Below are 17,825 nucleotides of genomic sequence, written 5' to 3'. Positions count from 1 at the left end.
TATTTTGCCAGTGATTCACGCACTCACGGACGCGATAGATAGCTCATGTATGCAGATGTCAACGGCGCGGAGCTGTACTACGAGGTCCTCGGTGAGGAGAACGACGACGCCATTGTCATCCTCCATGGCGGCCCCGGAATCAGCGACCACCAGAAAGGAAAACAGGCCTACGAAGCGCTCGCCGACGACTACGAAGTCGTCGTGTATGATCACCGCGGCTGCGGTCAGTCCAGCCTCACGAAACCCTACTCAAACGAACAGTACGCCGCCGACGTAGAGGGACTGCGCGAGGAACTCGACCTCGGCGAAATCGCCATTATCGGCGGATCCTACGGCGGATTCATCACTCAGGAGTACGCGACCACGTACGGCGACGACCTCGCCGGGTTTGTCCTCCGCGACACCGCCCCGACCGGCGAATACGAGGAGAACGCCTGGGAGAACGCCCGCGAATCCTGGGATGAACTCAAAGCACACGCCTTCGACATCCCCGACATCACGTGGGACGAGTTCTCTCGCGTGATGGACGGGGACGTCCGATCCGACGAGGAGTTCGAGCGCGTCTGGCTCGGGATGCTCCCGCTCTACGAACCCGATATGAGTCAGTTCGACGCGGACGCCGCCCGCGAGGGTGTCGACTCCCTCGACTTCCACCACGAGACGCACAACGTCATGTTCACCGAAGAGTACCCCACCATGGACTACACGGACGGTCTGCCCGACGTCGAGACGCCGGCGCTCGTCACCGTCGGCCGCCACGACTGGATCACGCCGCCCGAAGCGAGCGTCGAGATAGCCGACCTCTTCCCGGACTCCCGTCTCGTCGTCTTCGAGAACTCGGGGCACTCCCCGAACCTCGACCAGCACGACCAGTACATCGCTCGCGTCCGCGAGTTCTTCGCCGAAATCGGGTTCGGGCCCGCGGCCGACGGAGGTGAAAACTGATGACGGACACAGCCGACCCTGACGTGATGAACATCGCGGACGCCGTCAGCGTCTCGTGGCGACCCGCTCCGGACGGCGAGCGCCTGACCTACGTGGAGCGCGAGACCGGCTCCGACACCGTCTGGGAGTACCGCGACGACATCGACGCCTCCGAACGTGTCGTCGCGTTCGACGACCGAATCTCGGGACGCTGGGGCCGCATTGACTGGAACGCTGACGGCACGAAACTCACGTACACCCGCGACGGCGAGGTTCGCGTCTACGACACCGAGACCGGCGAGGAGTCCGCGCCCGCGCCGAGCGACGCGTTCGACGCCGAACCGCGGTTCGCGCCCGACACCGACCGCCTCGCGTTCATCTCCGGACGCGGCGCGTACAACGACATCTGGACGGTGGACGCCGACGGCGCGAACATCGAACGCGTCACCACGGGCATGAACCCCCACGACGACAAGCGCTGGTCGCCGACCTGGGGGCCGGAGGGCGAACGCATCGCGTACGTCTCCGCGGACGACTGGGACGGTCGCGACTGGGCGGACGAAGCGCACGTGGTGAACCTCACGGACGGCACCGACGAGAAACTCACCACGGGCCTCTCCGTCACGAGCGTCCCGTCGTTCGGCCCGGACGGCGACCGCGTCGCGTTCTTCGCGAAGCGCGTCGCGGAACCCTGGTACCGGCACTCCGAGGACATCCATGTCGTCGACCTCGACACCGGCAACCGCGAGGTGTACGAGGTAGAGGCGAGCCATCAGTACAACGTCCAGAGTCCGCTCTGGGCGCCGGACGGCGACCAGCTCTACTATCCAGTCCGCGAGCGCGGCACCCAGCAGTTGGAGACCGTGCTCCTGCACGACGACAGCGACGCGAAGGGTGTCACGTCCCGGATCACCGTCCACGACGGTGTGTTCGGTGCGGGCCCCGTCCACCGATCCGCGGACGGCGAACGATTCGGGTTCGTGTACGCCGCGCAGGACGCGCCGAACCACCCGCGGACGCTCGACGTGTCCGGCGGGAGCGAGACCCAGCTCCGAGACCCCGACACGCCCGAGGGCGTCGTCGTCCCCGAGAACGTCACGTACCAGTCCTTCGACGGGATGTACGTCAACGCGTACGTCTACAAACCGGCGGACGTGACGCCGGACGACCCCGCGCCGACGCTCGTGCAGGTGCACGGCGGCGCGCACTTCCAGTTCGGTAACGGCTGGCATCCGATGGAGCAGTACCTCGCGGCGCGCGGGTTCGTCGTCGTCGGCATCGACTTCCGCGGGAGCGGCGGGTACGGCCGGCCGTTCCAGGAACTCTCCATGGGGGACTGGGAGGGCGGTGAGGTCGCGGACGCCCGCGAGGCCGCGCGGTTCGCGCGCGACCTCCCGTACACGACCGACGAGGTAGGTATCTACGGCGGGTCGTGGGGCGGGTTCATGACGCTCCAGTCCATCACGCAGTACCCCGACGTGTGGGACGCGGCGGTGGAGTGGTATGGCGTCGTGAACCAGTTCACGGACTACGAGGAGGTCGACCGGGTCGGCCGCCTGCTCACCGAACGCGACCTCGGTGGAACGCCGGACGAGCAAGAGGAGCGCTACCACGCGGCGTCGAGCCACTGGCGGCTGGACGACGTGACGACCCCGCTCTCCGTACTGCACGGTGCGGACGACCTCAGAGTGCCCGTGAATCAGGCGGAGGAACTCATCGACTTCTTCGAGGGCTCGGACGTACCGTTCGAATCGACCATCTACGAGGACGAGGGCCACGGCTTCCGAGACGCGGAGAACCGGCGGGACGCGGTTCGACGGACGGCGGACTGGTTCGACGAACACCTCCGCTAACCCCCGTCGATTGACCCATAGCCAAAATTTATAACGCGGCGTGAAAAAGTGAGTCTCGGTAGCAAACCTATGAGTAACGATAGTCAAGGGACTCGCCGTAACGTTCTGAAGTACCTCGGCGTCGGCGGGGTCGCCGGCCTCGCGGGCTGTTCGAGCGGCGGTGGGGACTCCTCCGACGACGACACGACGACCGGCGGAACGACCACCTCCGGAGAAATCCAGCAGGGCGGAAAGCCGGTCATCGGCTTGACGAACGAACCGCGGGGCTTCAACCCGCTCGTCATCTCCGACTCCGCGGCGTTCGCCATCATGGATCAGTTGTTCGTCTACCCGACCGCGCGCGACCCCGAGAACCCGAACGAGACGGCCGGATACGCGTTCTCCGACTGGGAGTTCGACCCGGAGACGCTTGAAGGCAGCGCGAGCATCCGGGAGGGAATGACGTGGACGGACGGCGAAACGTTCGACGCCGACGACGTGGCGTTCACGTTCAACTACCTCATGGAGGAGAGCGGCCACCGCTACGAGGGAAACGTCGGAAACATCGACTCCTTCGAGAAGACCGGACAGTACGAGATCGAGTTCACGCTCGGGAGCGAGACGCCCGCCGTCTTCACGCCGGACACCGGAACGTTCGCCGTGCCGATTCTCCCCGAACACGTCTGGTCCGACGTGGACGACTACACGACGTACTCGCCCGAGCAACCCATCGGCGCCGGCGGGTTCCAGTGGCGGGATAAGAGCGAGGGGAACTGGTACGAACTCGAAGCGCGCCCCGACGCGATTCCGGACGACCTCCACGAGGGTCCGTACGTGGACAGCATTCGGTTCCTCGTGTTTGGGAGTATGACTGCGCTCATCAACGGCATGAAGAACGGCGAGGTCGACCTGACGTACTCCTCCGTCACGCCGAACCGCGCGTTCCAGTTACAGGACCGCGACGACACGACGGTCTGGAACTCGCCGACGCGCGGCTACGAGTACATCGCGTACAACATGCGTCGTGTTCCGTTCGACGACAAGAAGTTCCGGCAGAGCCTCGGGTTCGCATACCCGTTCGATTACCTCGTGAACACGCTCCGCCGCGGTCTCTCCACGGCCGGCGACTACCCCGCCGCGAACACGTACGAACCGTGGCGGCCGGACTCGTTCCAGAGCGGCCCGTACCGCACCGAGAGCGGGGAGCTCGATGTCGAACAGATGCGGTCGTTCCTCGAGAACGCCGACGGCGAACACGACTACACGTGGGGATCCGTCGAGTCCAGTCAGGTCACCGGCGACGCGGAGATCCGGATCGACGGGGAACTCCTGACCGACGCCCACACGAACAACGACGGCGAGGGCGGACAGGGCCCCCTCCAGATGATGATGACGCCGCCGTCCGCGAGCCCCATCGTCGCCCGCGCCTGCGGCCGGTTCGTCGAGAACCTCAACGAGGTCGGGATTCCCACCGAGAAACAGCCCATCGCGGAGAACAGCCAGTCGCCGCGCGTCTGGGGGCAGGAGAACTTCGACATGTGGGCGTCCGGCTGGGTGTACATGCCGAAACCGCACTTCTACCTGAATTACTGGCTGCACAGTCGCCGTGCCGACATGGAGTCGAACGAGGAAGCCCTGCACCTCAACCCGATGGGGTACGGCGGCGCGGACGACCTCATTGAGACGGTTCATAGCACGTACGACCAAGACGCGCAGCGGCAGGCGTCGAAGGAGGCGCTGTCCGCCATCTACGAGGACATGCCCGCGCTCATCACGGAGTATCCGAACCGGCTGCACGCCACCACGAACGCGTTCGACGGCTGGGTGCAGATGCCGGGCGGCATCTCCCAGAACCCGTGGTCGTACTTCAATGTCCATCAGTCTCAATAACACACCCACTCTCACGCGACACACGATATGGCACGGATAACTGGACGGTACATCCTCCGGCGTCTCGGGATTAGTGCCGTCACTCTCTACGCGATCGCGACGCTCCTGTTCGTCCTCCTCCACGCGATGCCGGGCAGTCCCGTGGATCAGTTGGTCGGGCCGAGTATGACGGCGGAACAGATTCAGAACCTCGAACAACGCTTCGGCCTGAACGCGCCGCTCTGGGAGCAGTACGTGCAGTTCATCACGAACTACCTCGTGTTCGACTTCGGGTACTCGGTCACCAGCCTCGAACCCGTGAGCGAACGCATCCTGGATCGGTTGTTCCCGACGCTCATCCTGTTCGTCCCCGCGTTCGTCCTCCAGTACAGCCTGGGGACGATTCTCGGGACGTACTTCGGGTGGAAGCGCGGGAGCAAGACCGACCTCGGCGGGTTCATGGCGGGCTTGACGCTGTACAGCATCCCGTTCTTCTGGCTCGGCTGGATACTGCTCTGGGTGTTCTCGTACCAGCTCAACCTCTTGCCGTCCGGACACATGCTCCCGCCGTTCGCGTCACAGTTCGGCTGGGTGGACGCGGTCGTCAACCTCGTCCTCCACCTCACGCTCCCGGTGCTCGCGCTCGCGCTCATCGGCTGGGCGGGGCCGATGCTCGTGATGCGGACGACGATGCAGGACGTGGTGAACGCGGACTACATCGACTTCGCGCGCGCACAGGGCTACCCCGAGTCGACCGTGATGACGCGGTTCGGCGCACGGAACGCCCTCATTCCCGTCGTCACGCAGGCGATAATCGGTATCGCGTTTATGATAGACGGGAGCGTCATCGTCGAGACGGTGTTCTCGTGGCCCGGTCTCGGGAAACTCCTCGTGGACTCCGTGCTCGCGAAGGACCTGCCGACGGCGCTCGCCGCGTTCTACGTTCTCGGCGTGCTCATCGTCGTCCTGCGGTTCCTCACTGATATCGTCTATACAATGATCGACCCACGCATCGAATTCGGAGGCAGCGACTGATGGCGGCGAAGGACTACTCCCGGATGGACCAGCTCCGCGACCGCCTGAAACCGTGGAAGATCGGGTTCAAGCGAACGTGGGGGCAGTTCACGGAGTCCCCCGTTGGCCTCATCGGACTCGTCATCCTCACCGTCATCATCCTGATGTCGGTGTTCGCGCCGTATATCGCGCCGCACAGCCTCGAATGGCGGGCGTACGGCGACGGAGCGACGTTCGAACAGATGGCGTCGCTTCCCCACCCGCCCGCGTTCGGCGATCCGTTCTTCGCGCCGCTCGGCACGGACAGCCTCGGACACGGCATCTTCACGCAGCTCGTGTACGGGAGTCGGACCGCGCTCTTCATCGGGCTCGCGGCCGGCCTGCTATCCTCGCTCGTCGGCGTGCCGCTCGGTATCATCAGCGGCTACTACGCGAACACGTGGATTGACGAGGGCATCCAGCGCGTCGTGGACATCCTGTACGCGCTCCCGTTCCTGCCGCTCGTCATCGTCCTCGTGTTCGTTCGCGGGATGTCGACGACGAACATCATCCTCGCCATCGTCGTGAAGTCCTGGCTGAACAACGCCATCGTCATCCGCGGCCAGGTGTTGTCGCTCTCCGAGCGGCCGTTCGTGGAGGCGGCGCGCGCGAGCGGGGCGAGCGACTTCCGCATCATGTTCCGGCACATCATCCCGAACGTGCTGCCGCTGTCGTTCGTCTACCTCGCACAGGACGCTGCGTTCGCGATTCTGACGCAGGCGAGCCTCGCGTTCCTCGGGTTCAGCGACTTCACGAACATCTCGTGGGGCGTGATGCTGCAGTGGATTCAGGTCGAGGGCTACGTCTACACGGCGTGGTGGTGGTTGATTCCGCCCGGCCTGATGATCGCGTTGCTCGCCGCGTCGTTCTACTTCGTCGGGTACAGTCTCGAAGACGTCATGAATCCGGGTAGTCAGTCATGAGCACGACAGTCGACGCACGCGAACCAGAATCGGAACACCTCCTCGAAGTCGAAGACCTCTCGGTGACGTACCGGATGGACGACGGCCCGGACGTGCAGGCCGTGCGCGACGTGAGTTTCACCGTCGAGCGCGGCGAGACGTTCGGCGTCGTCGGCGAGTCCGGCTGCGGGAAGACGACGGCCGTCCGGTCGCTCGTCGGCCTGCTGGACGACAACGGAGAGATCACGAGCGGGAGCGTTCGCCTGAACGGCCGCGACCTCACCAGCCTCCCGGAGGCGGAACTCCGGGGCGTGCGGTGGTCGGAGGTCGCAACCATCCCCCAGAACGTGATGAACTCCCTGAACCCGGTGACGACGGTCGGAAAACAGATCGTGGACGTCGTGCAGCTCCACACTGACCGCACGGCCGAGGAAGCGATGGCGCACGCGCGCGACCTCTTCGACCGGCTCGGACTCGATCCGGGGCGGCTCGACGACTACCCGCACGAGTTTTCGGGTGGAATGCTGCAGCGCGCGGTCATCGCGATGGCTATCTCCTGCGACCCCGACGTCATCATCGCGGACGAACCGACGACCGCGCTCGACGTTGTCGTCCAGGACGAAATCCTCGAAGAGCTCGCGTCCATCCAGGACGAGTTCGACCTGAGCATCGTCGTCATCAGTCACGACATCGGCGTGATGGCCGAAATCTGCGATGATGTGGCCGTGATGTACGCGGGCGAACTGATGGAACGCGGCACCGCGGAAGACGTGTTCACGAACCCGGCGAACCCGTACACGCTCGGGTTGAAGAACTCGTTCCCGAGCGTGGACGACCCGGACCGCGACCTCGTCGCTATCCCCGGATCCGCGCCCGACCTCACGAACCCGCCGTCGGGGTGTGTGTTCCGCGAGCGCTGTCCGTTCGCAACCGAAGACTGCGCGAGCGCGCACCCCGAGGCGCACGACGCGCCGGGTGACGCCGGCCACGTCTCGCGGTGTCACTACGTCGACGACATCGACCGCATCCGCGAAGAGGCGGCGAAACCCGAGACGTGGGGCGGAACGTCCGCGGAGGCGACGCGCACGCCGACGGACGAACCGCTGGTTGAAGTTGACGGCCTGCGGAAGTACTTCGACAACGACCAGGGGCTCGTGGACACGCTGCTCGGCCGCGAACCCACCCCCGTCCGGGCGGTGGACGACGTCGAGTTCACCATCAACCGCGGGGAGATGTTCGGCATCGTCGGGGAATCCGGGAGCGGGAAAAGCACGCTCGGCCGCCTCCTGTTGAAGCTCCTCGAACCGACCGACGGGACGATATCGTTCGACGGCCGCGACCTCGGGTCGCTGAGCCGGCGGAACGAGTCCGAATTCCGGCGGGACGCCCAGGTCATCTTCCAGGATCCGTTCGAGAGTCTGAACCCTCGGTTGACGATTCAGCAGACGCTCCTCGAACCCATCAGTCTGCTCGGGGACGAGTCGTCGTACTCGGCGCGCGTCGATCGCGCCCGGGAGACGCTGGAGGAAGTCGGGCTGTCGCCCGCTGAAGAGTACCTCCAGCGGTTCCCCGACCAGCTCTCGGGCGGTGAGCGGCAGCGCGTCGCCATCGCTCGCGCGCTCGTCATCGACCCCGAGTTCGTGCTCGCGGACGAGCCGGTGTCGATGCTCGACGTGAGCATTCGCGCGAACGTCCTCGACCTGATGGAACGCCTCGGCGCGGAGCACGACCTGACGTACGGCGTCATCAGTCACGACATCAGTCTCGTGCGGAACATCTGCGACCGCACCGGAGTGATGTACCTCGGGGAGTTCGTCGAACTCGGCGACACCGCGGATCTCGTCGACGACCCCAAGCATCCCTACACGCGCGCGCTCGTCAACTCCGTGCCCGTTCCGGATCCGACGGTCGAGCGCACGGGCGCTGACATCTCGGGCGAGACGCCGTCCGCCCGCGACCCGCCGTCGGGCTGTCGGTTCCACACGCGCTGTCCCGACGTGATTCCGCCCGAGAATCTTGATATCGCGCAGGAGCGGTTCCGCGAGGTCATGGATCTCCGGCAGGACGTCGAGTCCGACAGCGTTCGGAGCGTCATCTCCGCGGACGGCGAGAGCGACGCCGCGGCGCTTCGGGACGCGTACTTCTCGGGTGGGTTCGCGGACGCGGCGGCGGAGTCGGCGGTCGAGTCGGCGCTCGCGGCCCTGTCGAACGACGACCGGGAGGCAGCGGCGGCGACGCTCGCGGAGACGTTCACGAGCGAGTGCGAGATCGCGTCACCCGAGTATCGAGAAGTAGATGGTGTCTACGTCGCCTGTCACCTCTACGACAGCGCGGTGTAGGCGCCGGTCGCACCGCCGAGTATCGCCGCGATGCCGACGGCGACGACGGCAATTTTGTCGGTGAGCGAGATGAGGTAGGGCGTCGTCAGCCCGAGGAGGGTTATCGAGATGCCGACGGCGAACACGACGCAACTCACGGAGAGGAGGAGCAAGAAGCCCGCCTGTCCGGTGTCCGTGATACGGTTCTGTGACTCTGTCGCAGGCATACGAGACTGGGTTTCTCCCCCGGCAGTATAAGCGTTGGTTCTGTCACAACCCGGTCTCGCCGCCGGTTTCGGCGCAGCGGCGACCCCGGCGCGCGTGGTGGGCTACCGCAAGGCGAACGCTTTTGCGGGTGGGTGTGAGAGTCTCAAGCGGATGAGTCAGACTATCGCGGATAGTGAAGCGCTTAGCGACTTCGAACGGTCGCTCGTGGACGACATCTCCGTCGACGAATCGTGGGCCCTCCTCGAAGAGTTCGCCGACCTCAACCGCCTCTCCGGTACCGCGGAGGAGGTCGAGGCCGCCGAGTACATCCTCGACCGGCTCGATGCGTTCGACGTGGACGCGAGCCGCTACGACCCCGAACTCTACATCAGCCAACCACACGACGCGGATATTCGTACGCTGAACAAGGAGTTCGAACCCGGGCCGGTGAAGACCGTCTCCTTCTCCGAGTCCACGACCGTGCAGGGCGAGGTCGAGTACGTCGGCGAGGTCGAGAGCGGACTGCTCTCCGAGGGCGCGGCGGGCGAGGGCGCGTTCGCGGACGTGGGCGACCTCTCCGGGAAGATAGCGCTCACCGCCGCGGGAAGCCTCTCGATTCGCGCGACCAGCATCCTCGAAGACAAGGGCGCCATCGGCGTCGTCGCAATCCACGAACACGACCGCGAACCGCACAACGGCATCGCAACGCCCGTCTGGGGTGGCGCGCCGCGGCTCGACGAGAAGGAGAAGATTCCCGGTATTCCCGTGGTCAACGTGAACAACCCGGACGGCGAGACGCTGAAGGACTGGGCGCTCGCAGAGGAGGGGCTCGAACTCGAAATCGAGACCGACCTCACGACGGACTGGATGGAGTGCCCGCTCGTCGAGGCGCGCATCGAGGGCGGGAACAGCGAGAGCGACGATTTCGTCCTCCTGCACGGACACTACGACTCGTGGTACGTCGGAATCACGGACAACGCGACAGGTGATGCGGGACTCCTCGAACTCGCGCGCGTCTTCGAGGAGCACAGCGACGACCTCGACCGAGACATCCGCATCGCGTGGTGGCCCGCACACTCGACGGGCCGGTACGCGGGGTCAACGTGGTACGCGGACGAGTTCGCGCACGAACTCGACGAGAACTGCGTCGCGCAGGTGAACATGGACAGTCCGGGCGCGAAGGACGCGACCGACTACACGGACATGTCGTGCTGGACGCCCGAGGCGCACGGGCTCGTCGGGGACGCCATCGACGACGTGACGGGCGCGCCGTACGAGGAGCACTTCCCGCACCGCGCGGGCGACTACTCGTTCGACAACCTCGGCATCACGGGATTTTTCATGCTGTCCTCGAACATCCCGACCGCGGAACGCGAGGAGCGCGGGTTCCACGAAGTCGGGGGCTGTGGCGGGAACTCGGACGCCTGGCACGTCTCCACTGACACGCTCGACAAGGCCGGAGAGGACGAACTCGTCCGCGACATCCGGCTGTACGCGGTGAGCGTCGCGCGCGTCCTGAACGCGGACGTGCTGCCGTTCGACCACACGCGTAACGCCGCCGCCATCCGTGACGCCGTGGAGGGCTACGACGAGGACGCCGGCGACCACTTCGATTTCTCGCCCGCTATCGAATCGCTCGAGTCGCTCGAAACCGACCTCGACGCGTTCTACGACGCTGTCGAGACCGGCGACGTGTCCGCCGCGAAGGCGAACGAGACGATCAAACAGCTGTCGCGCATCCTGACGCGCGTGAACCTCGTCTCCGAGGGCCAGTTCGAGCAGGATCCCGCGGTCGGCCGCCAGCCCGTGCCGCGGCTCGCGCCCGCCGCGAAGTTCGAAGCGCTGGAGGGCGACGACGTGAAGTTCCTACAGACCCAGTTGAAGCGCGAACAGAACGCGGTCGTCGCCGAGGTGCGCCGCGCCCGCCGACTCCTCTAATGGTGGATATCGCGTATCTCGTCCCCGGGAGCGGGTTCGCGGCGGACGAGCGAGCGCGCCGCGAGCGCATCGCAAACGATCTGACGCGCGCTTCGGTCACGGTCGTCAACGCCTCCCCGGACGGCCCGTCGAGCATCGAGTCCACGGTCGACGACGCCCTGAGCGTCCCCGGAACCCTCAGTCGGGCGCGCGCTATCGAGTCCGAGTACGACGCCATCGTCGTCGGCTGCTTCGGCGACACCGGCCTGCGACCGCTCCGCGAGCTGGTGCCGATTCCGGTCGTTGGCCCGGCGGAAGCGACGGTTCACACCGCCGCGCAGGTCGCCGACCGGTTCGGCTGGCTCACCGTCCTCGACCGCACCGTCCCGATGTGCCGCGAGCAACTGCACGCGCTCGGGCTTGCGGATCGGTGCGCAGGCGTTCGGTCGGTCGACGCGCCCGTCGAGGACATCGACCACGAGTCCACGGCGCTCGCGGAGCGGATGGTGGACACCGGTGCGCGCGCGGTGCGGGAGGACGGCGCGGATGCGCTGTTCCCCGGGTGTATGACCCTCTCGTTCGCACAGCAACACGAGGTCGTCGCGGAGCGCCTCGACGTGCCGTTCCTGGACCCGGCGACCATCGCGCTCGAACAGGCAACAACGTGGGCGCGCCACGGCATCACGCAAAGCGACCGGTCGTACCCACCAGTGGACGCGTCCGACATCGACGCGCTGCGCTGACCCCTAGACTTATACTATTCCTTCCGTTATTTGTAACTGGAAAGCTAACGCTTTATCTGTTGCCGGATACAACAGCGTTCGTTTTCCACTCCGGTCCCCGACCCGCGTCAGTCTAGAGCACAGCCTCCCCCTCTCCCTCTACAGTACGCCCAGTAGCTAGCTCTCCGCCTCGAAACGCACTCCACACACGCGCAGTGTCGATGAATTGCCTACCCGAGCAGGAGGAATCCCCCCACTGCGAGCCCGGCGAGACCGACGCAGACGCCGCCGACGGCCGTTCGCGCCATCCGAACCACGGTCGCGCGCGGCCCGCGGTCGGAGAGGACGAGCGAGTCGAGCGTGCCGTCCCGAACGCGGCCGACCACGGTCGCCTCGTCGCCGGGCGCGATGCGCTGTTCGGTGTAGCGCCGCGTCCCGATGGAGACCGCGCGGAACACCGGGCGGAGGACGCGCGGCGGCGACCGCCACCACGACGACGCCGACACGCCGTCCGCGTCCCGCTCGAACGCCGAGATATCGTCCGAGGGCGACTCTCCGGGGCCGGCGCGCGCGACGATGGTCGTGTCGGCCTGCACCGTCCGCGTCGGCTCCGCGACCCGAACCGACGCGCGGCCCGCCGCGAGCGTGAACGGAACCGCCGCGGTCGCCTCGTACACCGTCACGTACCACGGGAGGACGTACAGCACGCTGAGTCGGCGCTCCTCGATTTCGACGCGGAGCGCGACGCACTCCCGGCCGCTGAACGGCGCGACGACCGCGTCATTCACGGGTTCCTCGACGGTTCCCGTGAGCCGAACGACCGCTCCCTCCGCGGCGTCGTCGAGCGCCGCGACCGCCGGCGCGCGAACGACGACGGACGCCCGCCAGACGTACCGGGCGCTGACCGCGAGCACGACCAGGCCGACGAGCACGAGCGCGCCGCCGGCGACATCGGAGAACGAGACCGCTGGCGCGAAGTCCATGCCGGAGGTCGCGGCCCGCGCGGCGTATAGCTATCGGGGAGTTTCAGTCAGAGAAACACGTCGCAACCGACACGGTACCCGGGCGGGTAGTCCCGGACGCCGTCGCCCCCGTCCCCGCTGACGCTTCTCCCGCGACGAGCGACTCGGCGACGGCGACGAGAAGGTCGCGACCGTCGCCCGTCACGGTGTACGTCGCGCCGTCGGCCGTCCACCGCACCTGCGTCCGGTCGCCGTCCTCGACGTACCGAACCGTCGTGCCCGACACGTCGATTCGCTCGCCCGAACCCGCGCGCTCACTCGCCGGCACGCGCTTCGTCACGAGGAGCGTCGTGTCGTTCGGCGTCGCGTACGTGAGCGTCACCGTCGTCTGATTCCCGTACGAGACGACCATTCCGTCCTCGAACTCGTAGGGCGCGGGCACGTCCGGCGTCGGCACCGACACGGACGCGTTCGCCCGGATGGCCGCGATGTCGTCGCTCGTGACGACGCGGTTCGTCGTGACCGTCGCGGACGCCGGGACGTTCGGGTCGAACCGGTCGTCCGCGAACGTCGGGCTGAGCGTGACGTTCGTCAGTTCCACCGTGAGCCGCTGGGTGGTGTTCTCGAACGCCGACACCGTCCGGGCTTTCACGGGAATCCCGCGGTCGCGGTCGACCCAGACGCGCGTCGTCCGGTTCACGTCCGCGCCCTTCGAGACGAACTGGTAGGGGCCGCCGCCCGCGCCCACCTGGAGGGACGCGTCACCGCCCTCCACGGCGTACTCGACCGCGAACCCGTCGCGTGCCTCCGTCTCCCCCTCGTACGTCGCGTTCCCGTCGAGCATCCCCGCGAGCGACGCCAACGGGTGCGTCGGCGTCGTCCCGTACGTCACCGTCGCCCGGTTCGTCCGCGGGTCGTACTGCACCGTCGCCGTCCCGTTCGACACCAGCCGCGTCCCCGCGACCCGCTCCGGGGAGCGGTACGTGACGTTCGTCCGCCCGTCCTGGTAGGCGACCCGGTACGTCACGGTCTGGTTCAGCGACCCGTTCAACCGCACGTGCACGGTCGCCGCGTACGCGTCGAGCGCATCAACCTTCGACACCGCGTTCTGCCGGACGTCCGCCGGGTTCGGCTGGCTGTCACCGGGGAGGGCCGCACAGCCCGCGCCCGCGACGAGCACCGCGAGCACGAGGAGGGCGCGTGAGCGAGGACGCATGACGCCCGGAACGTCCGCGGGCGCGCCCGTAAACCCCTCGGTGTCGCCTCCGGTTTCAGAGCGAGAAACTGCCCGCGACCCGTTAAGCCCGCCGACGCCATCGACTCCGACGATGGCCCCGTCCACGCCCCCCTCCCCCGACAGCGACGCCGCGATTCGACGCGCGACCCACGTCCCTCCGCGGTGGTCGTAGTGCGCGCCGCGTCCCGTCGCCGCGTCCGCGCCGTCCTCGCGTTCGGCGTGCTCGTCGGCACGCTCGTCCCCGCCTACTTCTTCCTGCTCGCGGACACCGCGCCGTTCGCGTGGGACTTCCGCGCGTACCACCACGCCGCGACGCTCGCGCGCGACGGCCGGCCGTTCGTCGGCGTCTCCCCGGCCGTCGGCGGCGGTGAGTGGGTGTACCCGCCCGTCACGGTCGTCGCGTTCTACGCGTACACGCTCGTCTCGTGGAGCGCCGCGTACCTCGCGCACGCCGCAGTGAGCGTCATCGCCGGCCTCGCCTGCGCCGCCCTCGTCATCGCCGGCCTCCGCGACCGCGACGTTCGACTCACCCGAACCGACGCCGCGCTCGTCGCGGCGTTCTTCACGCTCAGCACGTACCCCGTCGTCGTGCTCGGCCAGGGCCAACTCGGCCTGTTCGTCCTCCTCGCCCTCCTCACCGTCCACCGCGCGCTCGCGGCGGGCCGGGAGCGGACGGCGGGCGGCGTGCTCGCGCTGGCGTCCGCGTTCAAACTCTTCCCGCTGTTCCTCCTCGTCTGGTTCGCCCGACGGCGCGCGTGGCGGGCCATCGCGTGGTGCGTCGGCGCGACGGCGGCGCTGTGGACGGCCGGCGTGGCCGCGTTCGGCTGGCCGCTCCACGCCGAGTACGTCCGCTTCATCGTCTTCGAGCGGAGCCGCGTCCACGACCTCGCCGCCGGGATGAGCCCGAACGTCTCCGCGTTGACGCTCCAGCGCCCGCTCGCCGCGCTCTTCCCGGACGCCCACCCGCTCGCGTACACCGCGCTCGCCTGCCTCCTCCTGCTCCCCGCGCTCGCCGCGCTCTACACGCGCGTCGAAACCCAACAGAACCGGGCCGTCGCCTACCTCGGCACGCTCGTCGTGATGCTACTCGTCTCCCCCGCGTCCAACGTCCACCACGTCCTCTACGCGTACGTCCCGCTCGTCGCGCTCCTCTACACGGTTCGCGACCCCGTCGTCCGCGCGTGCTTCCTGACGGGGACGGCGCTCGTGCTCGCGCCGGTGCAGCCCGCGATGGTCGCGGACGTGCTCGGGGCGCTCGGCGCGCCCGCGTCACTCACTATCTCCGTCGTCGCGGCGAGTCGCGCCGTCCTCTCTGTCGGGTCGCTCGCGCTCTACGGCCTCCTCGTGATTCTCGCCGGCTGCGTCGTCCACGCTGCCCGCGCCGCGCCCGTCGAGGAACCCGCGACGACGCCGGACGACCGCCGCGTCGCCGAGCAGGACTAACGCAGGAGCGCGTACAGGATGACGAGCACGGCGACGCTGTCCGCGGCCTGCCGGAGCACCGCGCTCTGGAGGGGCGTGACAACCGTGGCGGCCTCGAACACGTATTCGAGGAGGAACGGCGCGAGCACGAGCACCAGCGTCCCCACCGAGACGGCGAGCATCGCCGTGCTGTCGTTGCGCCGATACCCCCGGTAGGCGTGCACGCTCACGAGACCGCCGACGCAGACGAGGAAGGCGTCGAGGACGACCTGCCACGTCGCGACGGTTGCGAGCGAACTCACCGCGTCCCACCCCGGCGTGCGGTCTCGTTACGTGTCATAGATTGCGTACAGGATGACGGCGAACCCGAGGAGTTGTGCGACCGACGCGCCGAGCGCGATGGCGTCGTAGGAGAGCGCGGTGCCCGTCGAGAGCGAGAGGTTCAGGAGCTTCGGGACGGGCACCACGAACAGGAAACCGACGCCGAGCGCGAGCAAGTGCCGGCTCCCCGTTCTGCGGTAGCCGCGGCCGATGCGGACGACGAGCACGCCGCCGAGAACCGTCGCGAGGGCGACGCTGAAGAACAGCCCGACGACGAGCAGGGGCGTGCCGCCGCTGGTCGTGACGGAGACGCCGCCGACGTTCATCGGAGCCCCTCGAACAACTGCGTGAACTGGTCTGCGGGGTCGTCCCGAACGAACACCTCCACCGCGAGGTCGCCGGATTCGAGTTCCACGACCGCGCGCTCGAACGTCGCCGAGTACACCGCGTGGTGGTTGCCGTCCGCCGACAGCCGCTGGCGTTCGACCACGAGGTCTTGCTCCTGGAGGCGGTCGAGCCGCCGATAAATCGTGGGCGGGGAGGCGTCACAGCGCTCCGTCAGCGCCTTCGCGGACAGCGGCTCGACGCTCGTCTCCTTGAGAATCTCCCGGGCGTACTCGTCGTCCAGGAGGGACAAGACGACGCGTTCATCCTCACACATCGCGCGTCACCGGCGACGCCGACCACGCTACGCGTCGGTTCGCTGGCGCTCCCGCGGTGACACCGGGCGCGCGCGGCCGCCCCGCCGTCGCGTCCCAGTCGTCAACGCTCATACACGCTCTCGCACAGTATCGCGTATGATTCTTTGCATCTCCGCGCGCGCTGTCAGTCCGCGACGGCCTACCGCTTGTGCGTGAAGATGAGCGCGCGGTCGTCGTCCACGCCGACGCAGAAGTCGAGTTGCTGGGAGAGGTTGAGGCTCGTCGGGTTCTCCTTGCAGACGACGAGGTCGTCGAACGGGTCGCCGCAGGCGGGACAGGCGACCGAGACCGTGTTCTGGTACGTCTTCAGCGCGCGGTTCTCCTCGCGCGGCGTCAGCGCGGAGACGAGTTCGTCGAGTTCGACGTCGTCCATACCGACCCAGGGACCCGATACGGTATAAATTCTCGCCGTCACTCAAGGCGCGGGAAGGCCGAACGCGGCCCCCGTGAGGTCTTCGGAGACCGTCCAGAGCCGTCGCGCGGTGTCCTCGTCGCGACTGCGTTCGCTCGACTCCTGGGGGCCGGGGTGGCCGCGCATGTCGAACAATCCGGTGGGGCCAACGTACTCGCCGCCGTCGATGTCGGGGTTCGTGGCGGCGTAGAGGAGCGGCCACGCGCCCCGTTCGGCGCTCTGCGCGAGCACGACGTTCGCGGCCTTCATCGCGAGCAGGCGGAGCCGGCTCCCCTCGGCTTCGGGGCCGCGTAGCTGGAGGTTCGTCGCCGCGTACCCGGGATGGCAGGCGACGCTGGTGACGCTCGCGCCCGCCGTGCGGAGGCGACGGTCGAGTTCGTACGCGAACAGCACGTTCGCGAGCTTCGACTGCGCGTACGCGTCCCACTTGTCGTAGTCGTCCTCGCCCTGGAGGTCGTCGAAGTCGATGCGGCCGCGCTCGTGCACGCCGCTCGACTGCGTCACCACCCGGGACGCGCCGTTCGTCCGGCGGAGCACGGGGAGGAGGCGGGCGGTGAGCGCGAAGTGGCCGAGGTGGTTCACGCCGAACTGCGTCTCGAACCCCTGTTCGGTCTCGGAGCGCGGTATCGCCATCACGCCCGCGTTGTTCGCCAACACGTCGAGCGCGTCGAACTCGCTCGTGAACCACTCCGCGAACGCCCGTATCGAGTCGAGGTCGGCGAGGTCGAGTTCGCGCACCGTGAGGGACGCGCCCGAGTACTCGGTTTCTATCTCGCGTTTCGCGGTTCGGCCGCGGTCGGTGCTCCGGCACGCCATCACCACGTGCGCGCCCCGCGCGGCGAGTTCTTTCGTCGCCTCGAACCCGATGCCGCTGTTCGCGCCGGTGACGACGACGGTCTTCCCGGTCTGCGAGGCCATCTCGGCGGGCGTCCAGTCCGACATACAGTGGGGTTCGGTCGCATCCCACATAGGTGCGCGTCTCGCTGGGAGTCGTGTCGGTTCCAGAAAGGATATGTACCGAACGCT

The 17,825-nt window shown here is 67.5% G+C and carries 17 protein-coding genes; 9 read left to right on the top strand and 8 right to left on the bottom strand.

Annotated features, from left to right (window positions below):
* The first annotated feature begins 45 nt into the window (after positions 1-45).
* The 6 genes from LI334_RS07110 to LI334_RS07085 all read left to right on the top strand — a co-directional run bounded on the left by LI334_RS07110 (position 46) and on the right by LI334_RS07085 (position 8,919).
* Positions 46-945, top strand: coding sequence for an alpha/beta fold hydrolase (locus tag LI334_RS07110; RefSeq protein ID WP_227259700.1), 900 nt, complete (start codon positions 46-48; stop codon positions 943-945).
* The gene (locus LI334_RS07105) at positions 945-2,777 is read left to right on the top strand and encodes a S9 family peptidase (protein WP_227259699.1); all 1,833 of its coding nucleotides are present in this window, start codon (positions 945-947) and stop codon (positions 2,775-2,777) included. Before LI334_RS07110 ends, LI334_RS07105 begins: the two co-directional genes overlap by 1 nt.
* 69 nt (positions 2,778-2,846) lie before the next feature.
* Entirely contained in the window at positions 2,847-4,646 is a 1,800-nt protein-coding gene (locus LI334_RS07100; RefSeq protein ID WP_227259698.1) for an ABC transporter substrate-binding protein, read from the top strand.
* Positions 4,647-4,673: 27 nt separating this feature from the next.
* Complete coding sequence (locus LI334_RS07095) at positions 4,674-5,660, top strand: ABC transporter permease (protein ID WP_227259697.1); 987 nt, start codon at positions 4,674-4,676, stop codon at positions 5,658-5,660.
* Complete coding sequence (locus LI334_RS07090) at positions 5,660-6,601, top strand: ABC transporter permease (protein ID WP_227259696.1); 942 nt, start codon at positions 5,660-5,662, stop codon at positions 6,599-6,601. Before LI334_RS07095 ends, LI334_RS07090 begins: the two co-directional genes overlap by 1 nt.
* Positions 6,598-8,919, top strand: a complete 2,322-nt coding sequence (locus tag LI334_RS07085) for an ABC transporter ATP-binding protein (protein WP_227259695.1) — start codon at positions 6,598-6,600, stop codon at positions 8,917-8,919. The genes LI334_RS07090 and LI334_RS07085 overlap by 4 nt, the downstream gene beginning before the upstream one ends.
* Here LI334_RS07085 and LI334_RS07080 read toward each other — a convergent pair.
* Positions 8,901-9,125 carry a hypothetical protein gene (locus LI334_RS07080; protein WP_227259694.1) on the bottom strand — a complete coding sequence of 75 codons (225 nt, stop codon included), beginning with the start codon at positions 9,123-9,125 and terminating at the stop codon, positions 8,901-8,903. The genes LI334_RS07085 and LI334_RS07080 overlap by 19 nt on opposite strands.
* 151 nt (positions 9,126-9,276) lie before the next feature.
* Between LI334_RS07080 and LI334_RS07075 the strand changes: the two genes are divergently transcribed.
* On the top strand, positions 9,277-11,043 hold the full coding sequence (locus LI334_RS07075; RefSeq protein ID WP_227259693.1) for a M28 family peptidase: 1,767 nt from the start codon (positions 9,277-9,279) through the stop codon (positions 11,041-11,043).
* Positions 11,043-11,765 (top strand): aspartate/glutamate racemase family protein, encoded by a 723-nt coding sequence (locus tag LI334_RS07070; protein ID WP_227259692.1) that lies wholly within the window; start codon positions 11,043-11,045, stop codon positions 11,763-11,765. The genes LI334_RS07075 and LI334_RS07070 overlap by 1 nt, the downstream gene beginning before the upstream one ends.
* A 209-nt stretch (positions 11,766-11,974) precedes the next feature.
* On the opposite strand, the gene LI334_RS07065 is transcribed toward LI334_RS07070, so the two are convergent.
* Together LI334_RS07065 and LI334_RS07060 are read right to left on the bottom strand one after the other, a co-directional pair.
* The gene (locus tag LI334_RS07065) at positions 11,975-12,727 is read right to left on the bottom strand and encodes a hypothetical protein (protein ID WP_227259691.1); all 753 of its coding nucleotides are present in this window, start codon (positions 12,725-12,727) and stop codon (positions 11,975-11,977) included.
* A gap of 43 nt (positions 12,728-12,770) precedes the next feature.
* Entirely contained in the window at positions 12,771-13,922 is a 1,152-nt protein-coding gene (locus LI334_RS07060; RefSeq protein WP_227259690.1) for an outer membrane lipoprotein-sorting protein, read from the bottom strand.
* A 192-nt stretch (positions 13,923-14,114) separates the two neighbouring features.
* Here LI334_RS07060 and LI334_RS07055 point away from each other — a divergent pair, with 192 nt between their 5' ends.
* Positions 14,115-15,386 carry a glycosyltransferase family 87 protein gene (locus tag LI334_RS07055; protein WP_227259689.1) on the top strand — a complete coding sequence of 424 codons (1,272 nt, stop codon included), beginning with the start codon at positions 14,115-14,117 and terminating at the stop codon, positions 15,384-15,386.
* On the opposite strand, the gene LI334_RS07050 is transcribed toward LI334_RS07055, so the two are convergent.
* The 5 genes from LI334_RS07050 to LI334_RS07030 form a co-directional block, all read right to left on the bottom strand.
* The gene (locus LI334_RS07050; protein ID WP_227259688.1) at positions 15,383-15,667 is read right to left on the bottom strand and encodes a DUF7521 family protein; all 285 of its coding nucleotides are present in this window, start codon (positions 15,665-15,667) and stop codon (positions 15,383-15,385) included. The two genes, LI334_RS07055 and LI334_RS07050, sit on opposite strands and share 4 nt — an antisense overlap.
* Before the next feature lie 27 nt (positions 15,668-15,694).
* Positions 15,695-16,012: a DUF7521 family protein gene (locus tag LI334_RS07045; RefSeq protein WP_227259687.1), complete on the bottom strand. Its 318-nt coding sequence runs from the start codon at positions 16,010-16,012 to the stop codon at positions 15,695-15,697.
* Positions 16,009-16,347 (bottom strand): winged helix-turn-helix domain-containing protein, encoded by a 339-nt coding sequence (locus tag LI334_RS07040; RefSeq protein WP_227259686.1) that lies wholly within the window; start codon positions 16,345-16,347, stop codon positions 16,009-16,011. Before LI334_RS07040 ends, LI334_RS07045 begins: the two co-directional genes overlap by 4 nt.
* Before the next feature lie 179 nt (positions 16,348-16,526).
* A complete protein-coding gene (locus LI334_RS07035) occupies positions 16,527-16,760 on the bottom strand; it encodes a DUF7385 family protein (protein ID WP_227259685.1) in 234 nt (77 codons plus the stop codon).
* 42 nt (positions 16,761-16,802) lie between these two features.
* Complete coding sequence (locus tag LI334_RS07030) at positions 16,803-17,741, bottom strand: oxidoreductase (protein WP_227259684.1); 939 nt, start codon at positions 17,739-17,741, stop codon at positions 16,803-16,805.
* Positions 17,742-17,825: the final 84 nt, after the last annotated feature.

It is taken from the genome of Salarchaeum japonicum (genome assembly GCF_020614395.1).
GTDB classification, from domain to species: domain Archaea; phylum Halobacteriota; class Halobacteria; order Halobacteriales; family Halobacteriaceae; genus Salarchaeum; species Salarchaeum japonicum.
This window is presented reverse-complemented; position numbering and strand designations above follow the sequence as displayed.